Source organism: Paenibacillus apiarius, assembly GCF_017052585.1.
Lineage (GTDB): Bacteria > Bacillota > Bacilli > Paenibacillales > Paenibacillaceae > Paenibacillus_B > Paenibacillus_B apiarius.
The window spans coordinates 4561431-4575145 of the sequence record NZ_JAFFHZ010000001.1 but is presented as its reverse complement, the minus strand read 5'-3'; the positions used below and the strand labels follow the sequence as shown (position 1 = coordinate 4575145).

The 13715-nt window shown below is 49.0% G+C and carries 16 protein-coding genes; 4 read left to right on the top strand and 12 right to left on the bottom strand.

The annotated features are described in order from the left end of the window. The first annotated feature begins 131 nt into the window (after window positions 1–131). Window positions 132–1400: a nucleoside recognition domain-containing protein gene (locus JSQ80_RS20405; protein ID WP_206096498.1), complete on the top strand. Its 1269-nt coding sequence runs from the start codon at window positions 132–134 to the stop codon at window positions 1398–1400. Window positions 1401–1422: 22 nt separating this feature from the next. On the opposite strand, the gene coaD is transcribed toward JSQ80_RS20405, so the two are convergent. The 3 genes from coaD to JSQ80_RS20390 all read right to left on the bottom strand — a co-directional run bounded on the left by coaD (window position 1423) and on the right by JSQ80_RS20390 (window position 3378). Continuing rightward, the gene (gene coaD / locus JSQ80_RS20400; protein WP_087433071.1) at window positions 1423–1923 is read right to left on the bottom strand and encodes a pantetheine-phosphate adenylyltransferase; all 501 of its coding nucleotides are present in this window, start codon (window positions 1921–1923) and stop codon (window positions 1423–1425) included. A gap of 84 nt (window positions 1924–2007) precedes the next feature. Beyond that, complete coding sequence (gene rsmD / locus JSQ80_RS20395; protein WP_206096497.1) at window positions 2008–2607, bottom strand: 16S rRNA (guanine(966)-N(2))-methyltransferase RsmD; 600 nt, start codon at window positions 2605–2607, stop codon at window positions 2008–2010. Between the two features lie 183 nt (window positions 2608–2790). Then, a complete protein-coding gene (locus JSQ80_RS20390) occupies window positions 2791–3378 on the bottom strand; it encodes an NAD(P)H-dependent oxidoreductase (protein WP_206096496.1) in 588 nt (195 codons plus the stop codon). A gap of 406 nt (window positions 3379–3784) precedes the next feature. Here JSQ80_RS20390 and JSQ80_RS20385 point away from each other — a divergent pair, with 406 nt between their 5' ends. Next, complete coding sequence (locus tag JSQ80_RS20385) at window positions 3785–4180, top strand: FAS1-like dehydratase domain-containing protein (RefSeq protein ID WP_206096495.1); 396 nt, start codon at window positions 3785–3787, stop codon at window positions 4178–4180. Between the two features lie 370 nt (window positions 4181–4550). Here the strand turns inward: JSQ80_RS20385 and JSQ80_RS20380 are convergent, their stop codons facing one another. The 6 genes from JSQ80_RS20380 to JSQ80_RS20355 form a co-directional block, all read right to left on the bottom strand. Continuing rightward, window positions 4551–5804, bottom strand: a complete 1254-nt coding sequence (locus JSQ80_RS20380) for a cation:proton antiporter (RefSeq protein ID WP_206096494.1) — start codon at window positions 5802–5804, stop codon at window positions 4551–4553. 132 nt (window positions 5805–5936) lie between these two features. After that, window positions 5937–6431 (bottom strand): cation:proton antiporter regulatory subunit, encoded by a 495-nt coding sequence (locus JSQ80_RS20375; protein WP_176392753.1) that lies wholly within the window; start codon window positions 6429–6431, stop codon window positions 5937–5939. A gap of 137 nt (window positions 6432–6568) precedes the next feature. Continuing rightward, window positions 6569–6937 carry a hypothetical protein gene (locus JSQ80_RS20370; protein ID WP_206096493.1) on the bottom strand — a complete coding sequence of 123 codons (369 nt, stop codon included), beginning with the start codon at window positions 6935–6937 and terminating at the stop codon, window positions 6569–6571. A 199-nt stretch (window positions 6938–7136) separates the two neighbouring features. Next, window positions 7137–7385 (bottom strand): hydrogenase maturation factor, encoded by a 249-nt coding sequence (locus JSQ80_RS20365; protein ID WP_087432771.1) that lies wholly within the window; start codon window positions 7383–7385, stop codon window positions 7137–7139. 116 nt (window positions 7386–7501) lie between these two features. Beyond that, window positions 7502–8227, bottom strand: coding sequence for a GNAT family N-acetyltransferase (locus JSQ80_RS20360; protein WP_206096492.1), 726 nt, complete (start codon window positions 8225–8227; stop codon window positions 7502–7504). Then, window positions 8170–8343: a hypothetical protein gene (locus JSQ80_RS20355; RefSeq protein ID WP_206096491.1), complete on the bottom strand. Its 174-nt coding sequence runs from the start codon at window positions 8341–8343 to the stop codon at window positions 8170–8172. Before JSQ80_RS20355 ends, JSQ80_RS20360 begins: the two co-directional genes overlap by 58 nt. A 124-nt stretch (window positions 8344–8467) precedes the next feature. On the opposite strand from JSQ80_RS20355, the gene JSQ80_RS20350 reads away from it, so the two are divergent. Further along, a complete protein-coding gene (locus JSQ80_RS20350) occupies window positions 8468–8680 on the top strand; it encodes a DUF2905 domain-containing protein (RefSeq protein ID WP_087432769.1) in 213 nt (70 codons plus the stop codon). Window positions 8681–8776: 96 nt separating this feature from the next. On the opposite strand, the gene JSQ80_RS20345 is transcribed toward JSQ80_RS20350, so the two are convergent. Both JSQ80_RS20345 and JSQ80_RS20340 read right to left on the bottom strand, forming a co-directional pair. After that, window positions 8777–9577 carry a GAF domain-containing protein gene (locus tag JSQ80_RS20345; protein WP_206096490.1) on the bottom strand — a complete coding sequence of 267 codons (801 nt, stop codon included), beginning with the start codon at window positions 9575–9577 and terminating at the stop codon, window positions 8777–8779. 181 nt (window positions 9578–9758) lie between these two features. Next, on the bottom strand, window positions 9759–10409 hold the full coding sequence (locus tag JSQ80_RS20340; protein WP_206096489.1) for a YitT family protein: 651 nt from the start codon (window positions 10407–10409) through the stop codon (window positions 9759–9761). A gap of 716 nt (window positions 10410–11125) precedes the next feature. Between JSQ80_RS20340 and hmpA the strand changes: the two genes are divergently transcribed. Continuing rightward, window positions 11126–12346: an NO-inducible flavohemoprotein gene (gene hmpA / locus JSQ80_RS20335; protein WP_206096488.1), complete on the top strand. Its 1221-nt coding sequence runs from the start codon at window positions 11126–11128 to the stop codon at window positions 12344–12346. Window positions 12347–12447: 101 nt separating this feature from the next. Here hmpA and JSQ80_RS20330 read toward each other — a convergent pair. Continuing rightward, a protein-coding gene (locus tag JSQ80_RS20330) for an IS3 family transposase (protein WP_206096487.1) occupies window positions 12448–13625 on the bottom strand; the annotation gives its coding sequence in 2 pieces (ribosomal slippage) (window positions 12448–13337 and window positions 13337–13625; 1179 coding nt in all). Window positions 13626–13715: the final 90 nt, after the last annotated feature.

The window sequence follows — 13715 nt, the reverse complement described above, 5'->3', positions numbered from 1 at the left end:
TTTGTACAAACCTGGTCTAATGCCCGTCCCTGTCGCGTAAGTATGTTGAAGTAAACCGTATTTCCGATCTGTTTGAGGATCCGTTCTATTCACTTTTGACGCAACCGATTTCCTGAAGAGAGGTGAACATCATGTTCTCATCGCGCTCGTCCGTTACCCAGCACCCGCTGTTTACGCTTGTCATGGGAGGCATGGCAGTTCTGCTCGTGCTCTGCATCGTGTCTTATCCCGATCAAGCATTTCAAGCCTCTCTCCAAGGCCTAAAGGTATGGTGGGATATTATCTTTCCTGCTCTGCTTCCTTTTTTGGTGTTATCCGAAATGCTGCTTGCCTATGGCTTCGTCCATGGGCTGGGCGTTCTCCTCGATCCATTAATGCGTGTATTGTTCCGGCTTCCGGGTGTCGGCGGCTGGGCGTGGTCTGTCGGCTGGACCGCAGGTTATCCCGCCGGTGCGGAGGCCGTCATCCGGCTGCGCAAGCAACAAGCCATCACCCGCCGCGAAGCGGAGAGACTGTTAGGGTTATCTCATGCGAGCAGCCCGATTTTTATGATTGCCGTCGTCGGCGTCGGTTTCGTGCAGAAGGCTGAAGTAGGCCTCATTATTGCGATCGTCCATTGGGCATCCGCAATTGTTGCCATGTTTATATTGCGGTCTGCCGACGTTTTTCATTCCGAACCGGAATCGGTTAGCATCAGCGAACTCCAGCGGTCCAAGCATTTGCCCTTCTACCGCCGCATGTTCGATGCGATGGAGCTTGCTCACCGCCAGGATGGACGGCCCTTCGGCAAGCTGCTCGGTGACGCCGTCACCTCCGCCGTGCAGACGCTCATGATGATTGGCGGATATATCATGATTTTTTCGGTCATTATCCAAGTGCTGCGGATCGCAATTCCGCAGGAGCTCGGCAGCTTCATGCTGAACGGGCTGCTCGAGGTAAATTTGGGCGCCTACACGTTTGGCTCGGCAGCATTTCAATCGACGTTATTCCAGACCGCGCTGCTTGGCGCCGTTATCGCATGGAGCGGCGCAAGCGCTCATATGCAGGTGCACAGCCTGATGAAGGGGACCGATCTGCGTTACGTTCGCTTTTTGGCTTCCCGCATTGTCCATGCAGTTGCGGCTTTTCTGCTGACATATGTATTATGGTGGCCTTTGCAAGCCTTGTTCCACGATTCGGATGCAGCAGTATCGGTGTTTGAGACAGTGCCGGGCTTGTCCGCTCCCGCGATGCATGCGGGCGCTTCGCTCGAATCATCTCCGCTGCGCGACACGTTACTGTCTCTAGCCGCTTATACAGGCTGGTCACAGTCGCTTGTGCTCATACCGTGGCTTGGCTTGCTGCTGATTTGCTTCATCACGGTTTCACGCGTGCTGAGGCAGATCAGTAGACGTCGATAAGGCCCAGCGCCTTGACACTTGCTTATTTGAAATCTTTATATTTCAATCGCATCGCTGCTTCAACTTCCGAAGTTACCATTTCACTTACATCTCCGCTAAAGCGCGCGATCTCCTTGACCATGCTGGAGCTTAAATAAGAAAATTTCGGGTTTGTCATCATAAATATCGTTTCAACCTGTGGATTCAGCTTCTGATTCGTGGACGCCATCTGCAGCTCGTATTCAAAATCCGTCACAGAACGGATGCCGCGCACGATGACATGTCCCTGCTTGGCTTCCATATAGTTGACGAGCAGATCGCGAAAGCTGTCAATCTCCACATTCGGCATGCCGCGCGTCACTTGACGCAGCATTTCTGTTCTTTCCTCAACGCTGAATAACGGATTTTTGCTCAAATTGTTCAATACCGCGACAATAAGCTTGTCGAACTGCTTCGACGCGCGCTGAATAATATCTATATGCCCAAGCGTTACCGGATCGAAGCTTCCCGGATATACCGCAATTCGCGGTTGATGCGCTATCATGTCTGTCATATGCTCACCTGCTCCTTTCTAAAGGTCGTTCAAAAAGAACGCCGTTTGAACATGTACCCGCATTGCCCGTGTCGTTCATTGTTCCTTAATTCGGGGGGGAGCTTGGGGTGCATTCGGAATTTCGTCTGATACTTTGTACATCGTCAATGCGATTTCTCCGTAATCTGCCAGTTTCCATACATATAGCGGGCCGATTGACGAAGGATACTGGTGTCTGGCGTCATGTTCCACCACAATCGTTGCATCGCGCCCGATAAGACCGCCGTTCCACATGCTCATAAGCAATTCGTCCGCATCCTTTAATCGATAAGGAGGGTCCAGAAAAATCAATTGAAACTGCATGCCGCGCTTCGTTAACGCTTTGATCGCGCGCCGCGCATCGTTGCGGTACACTTCACACTGTTCCTTCATGCCGGCAGACTCCACATTGTGCTGCACGACTTCAACCGCTTTCGGATCTTTGTCGACGAAGATCGCCATTTCCGCTCCGCGGCTGACCGCTTCAATACCTAATCCGCCTGTACCGGCGAATAAGTCCAGCGCACGTCCGCCATCAAAATATGGGCCGATCATACTGAACAACGCCTCTTTCACTTTATCGGTTGTCGGACGCGTCCCCATGCCCGGCACCGGCTTCAACGAGCGGCCTCTTGCCGTTCCTGATATCACTCTCAACTGACTTCACCCGTTCTTTGCTGTGCATTTTGCTTGTTCACATCATATATGACATGTTTTCGACGTTTATCGTAACATATTTTCTAGCCTTTTGAAAAAGGAAAAGCAATTGAAATTGTTGCTTCCCGAATAAAAAACTCTTTCTGAATTTGATCCAGAAAGAGTGCAGGAGAGGTTTTTTCCTTATGCGTGTAATTCCTTGAGCAACTGCCGCGCCTCGCCCAGCATGCTTTTACGCGCGGCATCGTCCACCGTCGTCACGGATGCGGGGAATGAATGCGCCAACACCTTCATGCCGACAAATTCAAAAATACCGTAATCCGATGTCTTTTTCATCGCCTCGTACATCCCGCTCTGACGATAGTTTTCCTCTGAATTTCCGTGCGTGGAAACCAGCAGCGCCGCTTTCCCCTTCAGCAGCTGCTCGATATTGCCCTGTTCCCCGTATTTATACGCAAACCCATAACTGAATACCCTATCGATGTATCCCTTTAATATTGCAGGCATCCCGGCCCACCATACCGGATAGATAACGACGATATGTTCCGCCCAAGCAATATGCCGCTGCTCTTCTTCAATATCGGGCGGCAGTTTGTGTTGTTGAAATGCGGCAAAGTCATCCCCGGACAGCACCGGGTTGAATTTCAATTGATATAAATCCCGAACCCGCACTTCGTGGCCTTGGTTGGCAAGCTCGGATTGAACGGTCTCCAGAATAGCATGGTTGAAGCTGTTCGGGTTTGGATGGGCGTATACTATGAGATGGTTCATGGTCAGTCTCCTTTTGCAGTTAATTGAAATACGGCAAGCATGCCATAATCAAAGTTAGGATGTCAATTCAGACGCGGATTTATTGAAGCCGGCCGAAAAATAAAAGGAGTAATGTGAAAAGCATGTATATTTTTCGCCAGACGGGCAATCATTAAGGTATCGACATCATTGAATGTCGTAGACAACCGCGGAGAAGACTTACGTTTCCCCATAAGCTCTTCGTCCGGTTTCTCCTCTCCCATGAGGGCGTCCCGAAAGGGGCGCCCAATTTATTTTTGCAAAACCTCCTTTTATATCAATGTTTCAGGTCCATCACCTTCTTGCGAAAATACAAACCAGCATTCATTTCCCTAAATTTTTATGGTAAGGTAAAAAATGAATATTAGTTTGAAAAGGAGGAGATAAAATGGACATTAAAGCTGGTGATGTCTTTACTTGGGAAAGAACCTTTACTGAGGAAGAAACTTTGCAATTCGCGCATCTTTCAGGCGACCAAGGAAAGCATCATGTTGAACGCGATGATAAGGGGCGTTTAATGATTCACGGTTTATTTACTGCAAGCATTGGAACTAAAATTGGCGGGGATTTAAATTACATCGCAAGAGAAATGGTTAGTGAATTTGTAAGACCTGTCTTTACCGGAGATACGATTACCTGTGAGGTAACTCTCACAAGCGTTGAACAAATGGAAGGAATTAAAAAGGTAGCTCTAAAGTCAATTTATCGGAATCAACATGGCAAAGAAGTGCTGATAGGGACGAGTCACGGAATAATACGAGACGAATTAAAAGTTAATTCATGATCAGCAGGTATCGGCTCCCGGTAACCCTCAACTTGGCTGCAAATCACTTTCCACACATGGCCACGTGACCCGCGACCTTAACGTTTTCGACCAATCCGCCCAACTGTTTTCCCGTTCTCATCAACAATAAGGACATATAAATGCTTAAATGCTCCTCTGAGCTCGAACAATTGCTGGACCGCTTCTTCCTTCGTCAGCGGGCCCAAAATTCGTCTATTTTTGTAACAGACATAGTACTTCATTTTTCTTTCCTTGAAGGTTCATATCGATATGATCTCACTCCATTATTTCACATGGCGGCCCGTCATAGAAATGAAATACAAAAAAAGCCCCGGATCACTCCGGAGCTTTCTTTGCCTTCATAAGTCATTCAATTCTCTATTTCCGTTTTTTTCTCCTGCTGCTTGCCTTGCTTCTTCTTCCGCGGTACGGCCGATTTCCCTAAATGTATGCATTTGTGGCAGAAGTTATAAATCGTTTTTGACTCTTTAGTCATGAGCGGCCCTAAAATAGCGAGAATTAGAACATACATTACCGCAAAAGATTGCACGACCGGCAGCAGTCCTCCTGCCTTGCCGATATTCGCCATAATAATGGAGAATTCGCCGCGCGATGCAAGCGTGAATCCGATATTGGCAGATGCCCGGGGAGACATCCCCGCTGCGCGTCCTGCCAACATGCCGGAGATGACATTGCCTATAATCGTTAGAATGACGGCCACGACAGCCATTCCGATCGCCCCGCCTAAGGACAAAGGATCGATGGTCAAGCCGAAGCTGAAGAAAAACATGGCGCCAAAGAAATCGCGGAAGTTCATCACATGATGTTCAATCCGTTTCACATGCGCAGACTCTGCCAGCACGAGCCCGACCAATAGCGCCCCGATCGCTTCCGCCACGTGCAGCGTTTCCGAAAAGCCTGCAATGAGAAAAAGGGACGCCAACACAAGCAGCAGGAACAATTCAGAAGACTTGCCATTCAATACTTTGTCGATGGCAGGCACGATTTTTCTGCCCAAAATGATAAACAATAAAATGAAAGCAAGCGCGGACAAGGATGTCAACATCACGGCCGTGAACGAGGCTGCCCCGCTCAATACGAGCCCTGACAAGATGGACATATGAATGGCGATAAACAAATCATCAAACATAATCATGCCCATTATGATTTCGGTTTCCGGATTGGCAGTCCGCTTTAGATCAACCAGCACTTTGGCGACAATGGCCGTGGAAGAACTAGTCATAATGCCGCAGATGACAAGCGTTTCGGGAAGGGGCAAGCCCATGATCCAGCCGACCAGAAGCCCTGATACGAAGTTGATCGCGACATAAGTAATTCCGCCTACAACAATGGACTTGCCTGACTTGATCAGTCGCCCGACCGAAAATTCCAGCCCCAAATAAAAGAGCAGAAAGAGCACGCCCATCCGGCCCATAAAATCAATAAATACGGAACTTTCAATAAATCGGAAGTCAAAAATCCAAAAGTGAGGGGCATGCGGCCCCACAGCCATTCCAACAAGGATATAAAATGGGATAACCGAAAAGCGGAGCTTGGCAGCGATGACACCGACAAGTCCGATTAACGCGATCGCAAGTCCTACTTCAAATATAATTGTATCCATGTTTCCCCCTAATTCGAAGATTTAGACGCGAGTACTCTCGAGACGTTCGCCCCGAACCTTGATACACATGCAGGGAAAACTAAACCATGCAGCATGGCAGCTGCCTTACTAGCTCCCGAATGCTGTCCGTTTTTAATCGTGTCCGCTCAGCAGCAATTGCTTGAGCAACCTCAGATTTTGCCTCTCTCCAGCTACGACAAGCGTGGAATAAGCTGACAACGTATAATCCGGCCCAGGATTTATTTGTTTTGCTTGCTCTTTTTCAATAACGGCGATAATGGTAGCCCCGGTTGTTTCGCGGACCTTCAACTCCCCAATCGTTCTGCCGACGCATTTGGCATGGGATTCGATCTTGTACCATTCAATAATCAGATCATCCAATGCAACTTCAACGGTTTCCAGCGCCTTCGGCTTATACGTCATTCCGCCGATGATGCCCGCAATCTGTCTGGCCTCGTCATCCTCCAGCGAGACCATTGACACGCTTTCTTCCGCATCAAGTCGATCAAAATGGTATATTTCCCTGCGTCCGTCATCATGGATAATAATGACAAACATATCTCCGTTGCGGGATTCAATTTGGTATTTGCGGCCGATTCCAGGCAGATCAGACTCACGTATATTCAATGCAATTACCTCCAACATGTCGTGATTTACACAATGAGCTATTGTGAAATAAATAACTTTAATAAAATAAAGCATAAATGCAAAAACGCACGAAAATACTCGCATGGTAAAAAACGGGATTAGACCAAGCTGTCGAATTATCGGGAATAAGCCACGTACGTCGAGGTGAATTTGATAGGCATGAGAAATAAACGTTTCATGATGACTGAAAAACGGGTGTGAAAATGCAGGATAGGAAAGGAGACTTTCTTTATAATAAACATGGAGAAAATAACGAATATCAACGCCATTTTATGTATCCTAAGATGTTTTAAAGCGGTAATATGCCGGGCAGCACCCGTGAGTTGGTGATCGCTGAAATTTTTGACCCATTTCGAGGAGCCGTTCATGAATGCGCGGTCTTCTTCCGCGATAAACGGGGTGAAGATAGAGAACAACAGCAGGAGTATAATAAATAAAAAGCCGATATGGCTTCGCCTACTCTGGATCAAACGGGTTGTTGCCATATGCGCACCTCCTGAAGTCATGTAAAATCCGACAAATCGTAATTTTTCCTATAAGATATAGGTTAACATGTACAACCGCGCAGATCAAGGCAGAGAAGCGTACAGGATAGGCTGGTCCCCTACCGCTCCGAAATTGAACACGGCCGAAGCAACAAAAAAGCCGCTGAATAATCAGCGGCCGAATATTTTCATCACATGGTTACAACAAATAAGGTTCCGCAAGGCAGTATTCTTCTTCCATATGCCGGATCCACTCTTCCAGTTCTTCTGACTGCTCGAACTTCCTTACCATGATGGAAGGGCCATTCGGCACGTCTCTTTGTAAAAGAACGGAACCACCTTGGGAGATACGTTGTCTGGCACTTGAATAAATGGAGTCGACAAGCTTCCAATCGCCTTGTTGATAAGCGCCACCAATTTGCGTGAGATTGATAGTGAAATGACTCATTTTCTACCCCTCCCTTAGATTGGTATGCCTTTCTTCCCATAGTATAACCCAAAACCCTGAATTTCGTAACCGCATTTGTGACGGTTGTCAAGAAAAGGTACAATTTAGAGCGTTTGTCACGGACAGAACCGGAACCACAACAATTTATAGCGAAATGCAAGGGACAGTCCGGCCCGTTCCGCAGTCCGCTGCGAGGCTGTATTTTCCTCCATGCAATCCCACCAAGGCTGAATGCCGTGCCTGCGGTATTTTTGCAGCAGCAGTTGGACCAAGCCGCCGGATAAGCCTTGACGCCGATACGGCTCCAACGTCTCTACTCCGATATTGTGATAACCGCCATACTGAACCGTGCTGACTGCTATGCTGGCAATTTCTTGACGTTCCGTCAATGCTGCATATCCCCAGCCCTTGGCTAAATATTGTTCCATCGTCCCCCAAAACGGCAGCATATACCCGAGCAGAAAGTCTGCATTCCCTATCTTTCCTTCCGTTACGGTATGGATGAATTCCCGATTCATCTCCGCGACACGATATTGTGACGGAATCGCAAGCTTCCCTGTGCCCATCGTCTCTCCAGCTATGAAGGGCTGTTCCTTGTATACGAACTGCCAGTCCTGATGGAGCTCTCTGTTCCTAAGAGCTTGTTGCAGCGACGCATATAACTCTTCTCTGTCCGCGGATAGTTCAATCCAATGCACATCCTGTTTTTTAAGAAAAGGCATAATTTCACTTTCAAGAAAGGAGTTAAATGAGCGGGCAATAAAGCGGTCTTCATCCCTTCCCGTCATATAAAAGCTGCCAAGCCCGTAAGACCATACGAACGCCAGCTTCGGTTCTGACATGTCACCCATACTTCGCCCGGATGCTCGCCTGCCAGGATGCCGGCAAACATAACATCGCTATCCGGATGCACCATCCGCTCTGCCAAAGCCCTATCCCTTACTTGCAGGTGCTGCATATGTTCACTTCCTTTTCCACGCTAATATTTCGACGCTCGTCTGCGCCGCAAAACGTTTTCAAAGGGTATAATAGATTTACAACTACGCATAACCCAATACGTTGCAGAAAGAGGTTCGTTGCATATGCCATCCATTCCTAAAATATTGATCGGATTAGGCATCGCGCTCATCGTTATCGGCGTGCTCTGGGCGGCTGTAAGCCGGTTGATTCCTCTAGGCAGGCTGCCTGGAGACATTATTGTCAAAAAGCAAAACTCAACCTTCTACTTTCCGATCGTCACGTGCATCATTATTAGCGTCGTCGCATCTCTGTTGTTGTCTTTGTTCCGGAAATAACAGCACATAAGGTCATTTCTGGCATAACCGCGGAATGATCTTATGTTATGGAATAGCCAGTTCCGCACTCTCTAGCAGTCGGCTGTACAGCGTCCGCTAGGCCAAGTCTGCCGATGACGGCAGCCCTCTGTCTTCCCCGCATCTTCCCAAAGCGGCTTGCCGCTCCGTCATAATCCCTGTAATGACAGCGGCATACAGCTCGCCGATAACGGCGCTCGACTCGTTGAACGCCTCCAATCCGTCTATCGTGAGCGCCCCGAAAGATCCAAGCGGAATGCAGATTAAGGCGCGGTAAGGACTTTTGGAGTCGGGATTGCGCTCCCAATCCTCATCCCTCAGCACATCCGCGCTTTGCACGGTCATCTGCTTGCGGAAGGAGCGTCCGACAACCGAGCGATCGATATGCAGCCGCCGCGTCTCCACATAGTGTTTCGGAAATCCGGCGGAGGCCATATGAAGCATCACAAAAGGCTCCTCATATACCCAAATGCCGCAGCGGTGATGACCGCCGGGGAAGCATTTCATGTCCACTGCCAGCATATCGAGCATGCGCTGCAATAAGAAGGCCGATTCATGAAGCACGGTATACGGATCGTCCAATGCGCGCAGCCCATTTAACGACTCTACGAACGGCTTGATGCTCCTGAGCGCCGACAAGGTCTGCTGAGAAGCTTGCTCGGTCTTAAGGCCAACCGTTTGCAGTTCGTCCACCCTCGCCTGCAAGCTTTGGAGCCGATCCTCCCGGTGAAGCACTTCGTGAATAACCTCGGTGAACTTTTTATTGATATATAACGTTTTTATGAAATAAAACACCAAGCCTGCCGCAATAACGACTGCGAACAGCTGATACGACCACGGCGGCAGCTTGTCAAGCATCGCTTTCATCAGAGATTCCATACTGCGCCCCTCCTTCACTTGTCCTTGGAAGAAGCTTATGACAGATGGCGGGCGAACATTCATTCTGCTTTTATTTATTTTATCTTCTATATCTTTGGACACTGCTGATATATGACAAAGAACCGTCCGATTCCTCCCGGGGAAGCAATCGAACGGTTCTACTAATGGTCTTGCCTTCCAATTATCCATGTTGGTGCCCGACCGCTGGCCGCACAGGCACAGAGCGGCGGCGAGCCGTTCCAACCTGTACTGTCCATGTAATGATCTGCCCTGCAATGCTGACCGCCAAAATCGTATACAACGTGTCTGCAAGCGGCAGGTAGAACAAGGATACCAGCAATACCGCTATATCAAATAGAATAAACACCGTGCCAACGCTTAAGCTCGTCACGCGGCTCAAGAACAGCGCCAAAACATCGTCGCCGCCCGTTGCGCCTCCGTGGCGCAAAACGATCCCTGCGCCCAGACCGGTTAATATACCGGACACAACTGCCGCCAGCACCATGTTATCGCCAAAATTCATAACCAAAGGCGAATAGCGTTCGCAAAGCTCGTACGTTAACGAGAATACGCCAGTAGCAATCGCCGTGTTCATAATGAAGATCCGCCCTTTGAAAAACCAGGCGGCGATACAAACCGGAATATCAAGCAGCAATACGGTCAGCGCCGGAGACCAATCAAATGCGTACTTTCCAAGCAGCGCCAAACCGACGAATCCGCCTTCAGCCAAATGATTTTGAAAATTAATGTGATAATAGCTGAAAGCCAACAGTATCGAGCCAAACAACATCCAACTAATTTGACGTAATTGTTCGTTTCTCCTCATCTTCATTCCCTCTCGTCATCCGTAAAATAGTCCTTCGACCGACGGCGAGAAAACGGGATGAGGTATTCATCCTTCGCAGCATCATTTTTTCACGCTTCCTTCGCGGTCAGTCTTACCGTCAGGCGACTAGTTAACTATCGGCGAGAAGAAGCTAGATGTAAGAAAGATCATAACGTTTCCAGACTGTCCTTTGGGGAAGCATCCTTCGGGGACACATTGGTATCCTGATCCTTTCTTTTGTAATTTTTTGAATTCTTGTGTGCAGTTTGCACTTCTTGTTTGCATTATACCATAATGTATATTCCAGCTGAACCGGACATATGCTTCATATTCCGCCCCCGTTCACGTTCTGCCGCCGTAAATGTGAATCCTGTCGATTCTGCGCCACGTTTCTGCGCAACCCTCTGTGCTTTTCGTTGAAATGCTCCCTCATCGATGTCATTTGCGCCGATTGGAGATTCGTAAATGACTGCATGGCGCGTGTGCCCAATCTGCCTGTAATTGAATCATTATGCAAGCAGAAATAGAAGCCTCTCCTCCGCCGCACGCTGACGTTCTTCCCCTTCGTTCACATATATCTCATATTCACTGTGACCGAGATCACATTGTGATATATATCACATTCGTACAATGAAGGTGTACTTTACACATGTGAATATGAACGAGCAAAAATATCGAAGATAAAGAGATGTCGGTTCTGACACAAAGAGAGGATGAGTATTATGTTACGTCCACGTACGATTGAATTGGTCAAAGCGACGGTGCCCGTCTTGGCAGAACGAGGGCCCGATATTACGAAGCGCTTCTATGAATTAATGTTCGAGCGGCATCCCGAGCTCCTGAACATATTCAACCATGCCAACCAGCGTCAAGGCCGCCAATCGCAAGCGCTCGCGAATGCCGTCTATGCCGCGGCAGCGAACATTGACCGGCTGGAGACCATTATTCCCGTCGTGAAGCAAATCGGGCACAAGCATCGCGCCCTGAACATACGGCCGGAGCATTATCCCATCGTCGGCGAGCATTTGTTGCTGGCTATTAAAGACGTGCTGGGCGATGCCGCTACCGACGACATCATTCAAGCATGGGCGGAAGCATACGGCGTCATTGCGGACGCATTCATTTCGGTCGAGCAGGAGATGTATCAGGCGGCAGCCAACCAAGAAGGCGGCTGGGAAGGGTTCCGCAACTTCATCGTAGACCGCAAGGTGAAGGAGTCTGATGTCATTACTTCCTTCTACCTGAAGCCAGCTGACGGCGGTGCTCTGCCTGCTTACTTGCCGGGACAATACTTGACCGTGCGAGTGAAGCCGGCAGGGCAGGACAATTTTCACCTGCGCCATTACAGCTTGTCCCATGCATCCGGCCAAGACACGTACCGTATTAGCGTCAAACGCGAAGACGGATTGGACAGCGGCACTGCCGGCGTCGTATCCTCCTATTTACACGATGCCGTTCGGGAAGGCGATGCGCTGGAGGCTACCGCGCCAGCCGGCGATTTCACGCTGCGCACAGGAGCTTCGTCGCCGGTCATCCTGCTCAGCGGCGGCGTTGGGCTCACGCCGATGTTGAGCATGCTGCATACGCTGGCGAAGCACGAGCCAGCGCGCGACGTCTATTTCGTGCATGCAGCGCAAAATCGCCGCATGCACGCGCTGCGCGAAGAGGTCCGTACCGTAACGGAAGCGAACGAACGCATCCGCAGCTTCGTCTGCTATGAGCGCCCCGAGGCAGGCGACGCCTGCGACCATCAAGGATTTATCGATGAAGCGTGGCTCGCCGCGACTATGCCGGCAGATGTCTGGCAGCAAGCGGACGTATACTTCTGCGGGCCGGTCCCGTTCATGAAGGCCATCTACCGGGCCTTAAAAGAACTTGGCGTATCAGCCGACCGCATTCACTACGAGTTTTTCGGACCGGCAGGGGCCTTGGAAGAAGCTTAGAAGTGCCTTGACAACTGCACCTTTCCATTCATATAGAGCCTTGACTCAAATAAAAACCGAGAAAGTGGTCATACCCCTGTCAAGTAGACAGATGAAAAAAGCTATGCAGCCAGCGCGTGCCGATACTCAATTGGCGCGCGCTGTTTGAGTTTGGCTTGAAAGCGCTGATAATTATAAAAGTAGATATACTCTTCTACAGCTTGATGAATCTCAACTTCTGACGTACACTGGTGAAGATACAACTTCTCTGTTTTGAGATGCGAAAAGAAGGATTCGATGCAGGCGTTATCCAGGCAGGTTGCTTTGCGAGAGTGGCTGCCTTTGACGCTGAATGCTTCCAATCGTGAGTTGTAGGCCTGAGACGTGTACTGGAAGCCCTGATCCGAATGGAGCACGGCTTCCGAAACGTCTCTTTTTCGTGTCCACTGCTCAATCGTATCCAGCACCAGCTTTACGTCGTTTCGCTCGGATAATTGCCAAGCCACAATTTCATTGTTGAACAGATCTTGTATCGCCGACAGGTAATAAAAGCGTGTGCCGTCGGAGATATGCGTAATATCGGTGACTAGCTTCTGCTGCGGACCTACAGCATGGAATTGACGCTTCAATCGGTTAGGATACACGACGGAAGGCGTAGAACTAGAACGCTTTCGTTTCTTGCTAATGACGGACTGGATAGATAATTCCTTCATAAGCCGCCATACTTTTTTATGGTTAACACGATAACCAGCCTCCCATAAAGCTGTCATCATACGAGGATATCCAAAATAGGGGTGCGCAAAGTGAATAGCCATCATGTGCTCCTTGATCTCGTGATCCCTTGTTTGTCTTTCGGCCCTTAATGACCGTGTCGCTCGCCACTTGTAATAACTAGCCCTAGGTACCCCCGCAATGGCTAACAAACGCGTAACATCATAGAGATCACGCAGCTCTTCAATCACTTGGTAGTTATCCTGCGAACGGAGCGTGCCTCCTTTACCAGATTTGGATACCGCTTTTTTAAGTAATCGACCTGTGCTTTCAAATAATCCCGTTCTTGTTCTACAGTGTCAAAGGCTGTACGCGGACGTCCCTTAAGAGGATTCGATACCCCTTTACGGATATCGAACGCTTCTCCATGCTGCCACTTCCTTACCCATACTTTTAATTGGGTACAGTTTCTGATTTCTAACTTTTCCGCTACCGTTTTATAGCTGGCCTTCCCTTCTAAATACGCTTTGACTGCTGCTAGTTTGAATTCTTCGGTATACTGTTGAAACACTTGTCCCTTTCTAGCCATAGAAAAATCCCCTCCAAGTTCACTCTTGTTCCTCATGATAGCACAAGGTTTTTTTTGAGTGTCTACTTAAAGGGGATAATACCAAAGCAG

What these genes read in the sequence shown, in the direction of transcription:
- coaD (WP_087433071.1), bottom strand. Translation starts at nt 1,923, where the DNA reads ATGATAGCGCATCAACCGCGAATTGCGGTATATCCGGGAAGCTTCGAT.
- JSQ80_RS20345 (WP_206096490.1), bottom strand. Translation starts at nt 9,577, where the DNA reads ATGGAATCTCTGATGAAAGCGATGCTTGACAAGCTGCCGCCGTGGTCG.
- JSQ80_RS20370 (WP_206096493.1), bottom strand. Translation starts at nt 6,937, where the DNA reads ATGGCAACAACCCGTTTGATCCAGAGTAGGCGAAGCCATATCGGCTTT.
- JSQ80_RS20350 (WP_087432769.1), top strand. Translation starts at nt 8,468, where the DNA reads ATGCCATCCATTCCTAAAATATTGATCGGATTAGGCATCGCGCTCATC.
- hmpA (WP_206096488.1), top strand. Translation starts at nt 11,126, where the DNA reads ATGTTACGTCCACGTACGATTGAATTGGTCAAAGCGACGGTGCCCGTC.
- JSQ80_RS20340 (WP_206096489.1), bottom strand. Translation starts at nt 10,409, where the DNA reads ATGAAGATGAGGAGAAACGAACAATTACGTCAAATTAGTTGGATGTTG.
- JSQ80_RS20405 (WP_206096498.1), top strand. Translation starts at nt 132, where the DNA reads ATGTTCTCATCGCGCTCGTCCGTTACCCAGCACCCGCTGTTTACGCTT.
- JSQ80_RS20390 (WP_206096496.1), bottom strand. Translation starts at nt 3,378, where the DNA reads ATGAACCATCTCATAGTATACGCCCATCCAAACCCGAACAGCTTCAAC.
- JSQ80_RS20380 (WP_206096494.1), bottom strand. Translation starts at nt 5,804, where the DNA reads ATGGATACAATTATATTTGAAGTAGGACTTGCGATCGCGTTAATCGGA.
- JSQ80_RS20365 (WP_087432771.1), bottom strand. Translation starts at nt 7,385, where the DNA reads ATGAGTCATTTCACTATCAATCTCACGCAAATTGGTGGCGCTTATCAA.
- JSQ80_RS20360 (WP_206096492.1), bottom strand. Translation starts at nt 8,227, where the DNA reads ATGTCAGAACCGAAGCTGGCGTTCGTATGGTCTTACGGGCTTGGCAGC.
- JSQ80_RS20355 (WP_206096491.1), bottom strand. Translation starts at nt 8,343, where the DNA reads ATGCAGCACCTGCAAGTAAGGGATAGGGCTTTGGCAGAGCGGATGGTG.
- JSQ80_RS20385 (WP_206096495.1), top strand. Translation starts at nt 3,785, where the DNA reads ATGGACATTAAAGCTGGTGATGTCTTTACTTGGGAAAGAACCTTTACT.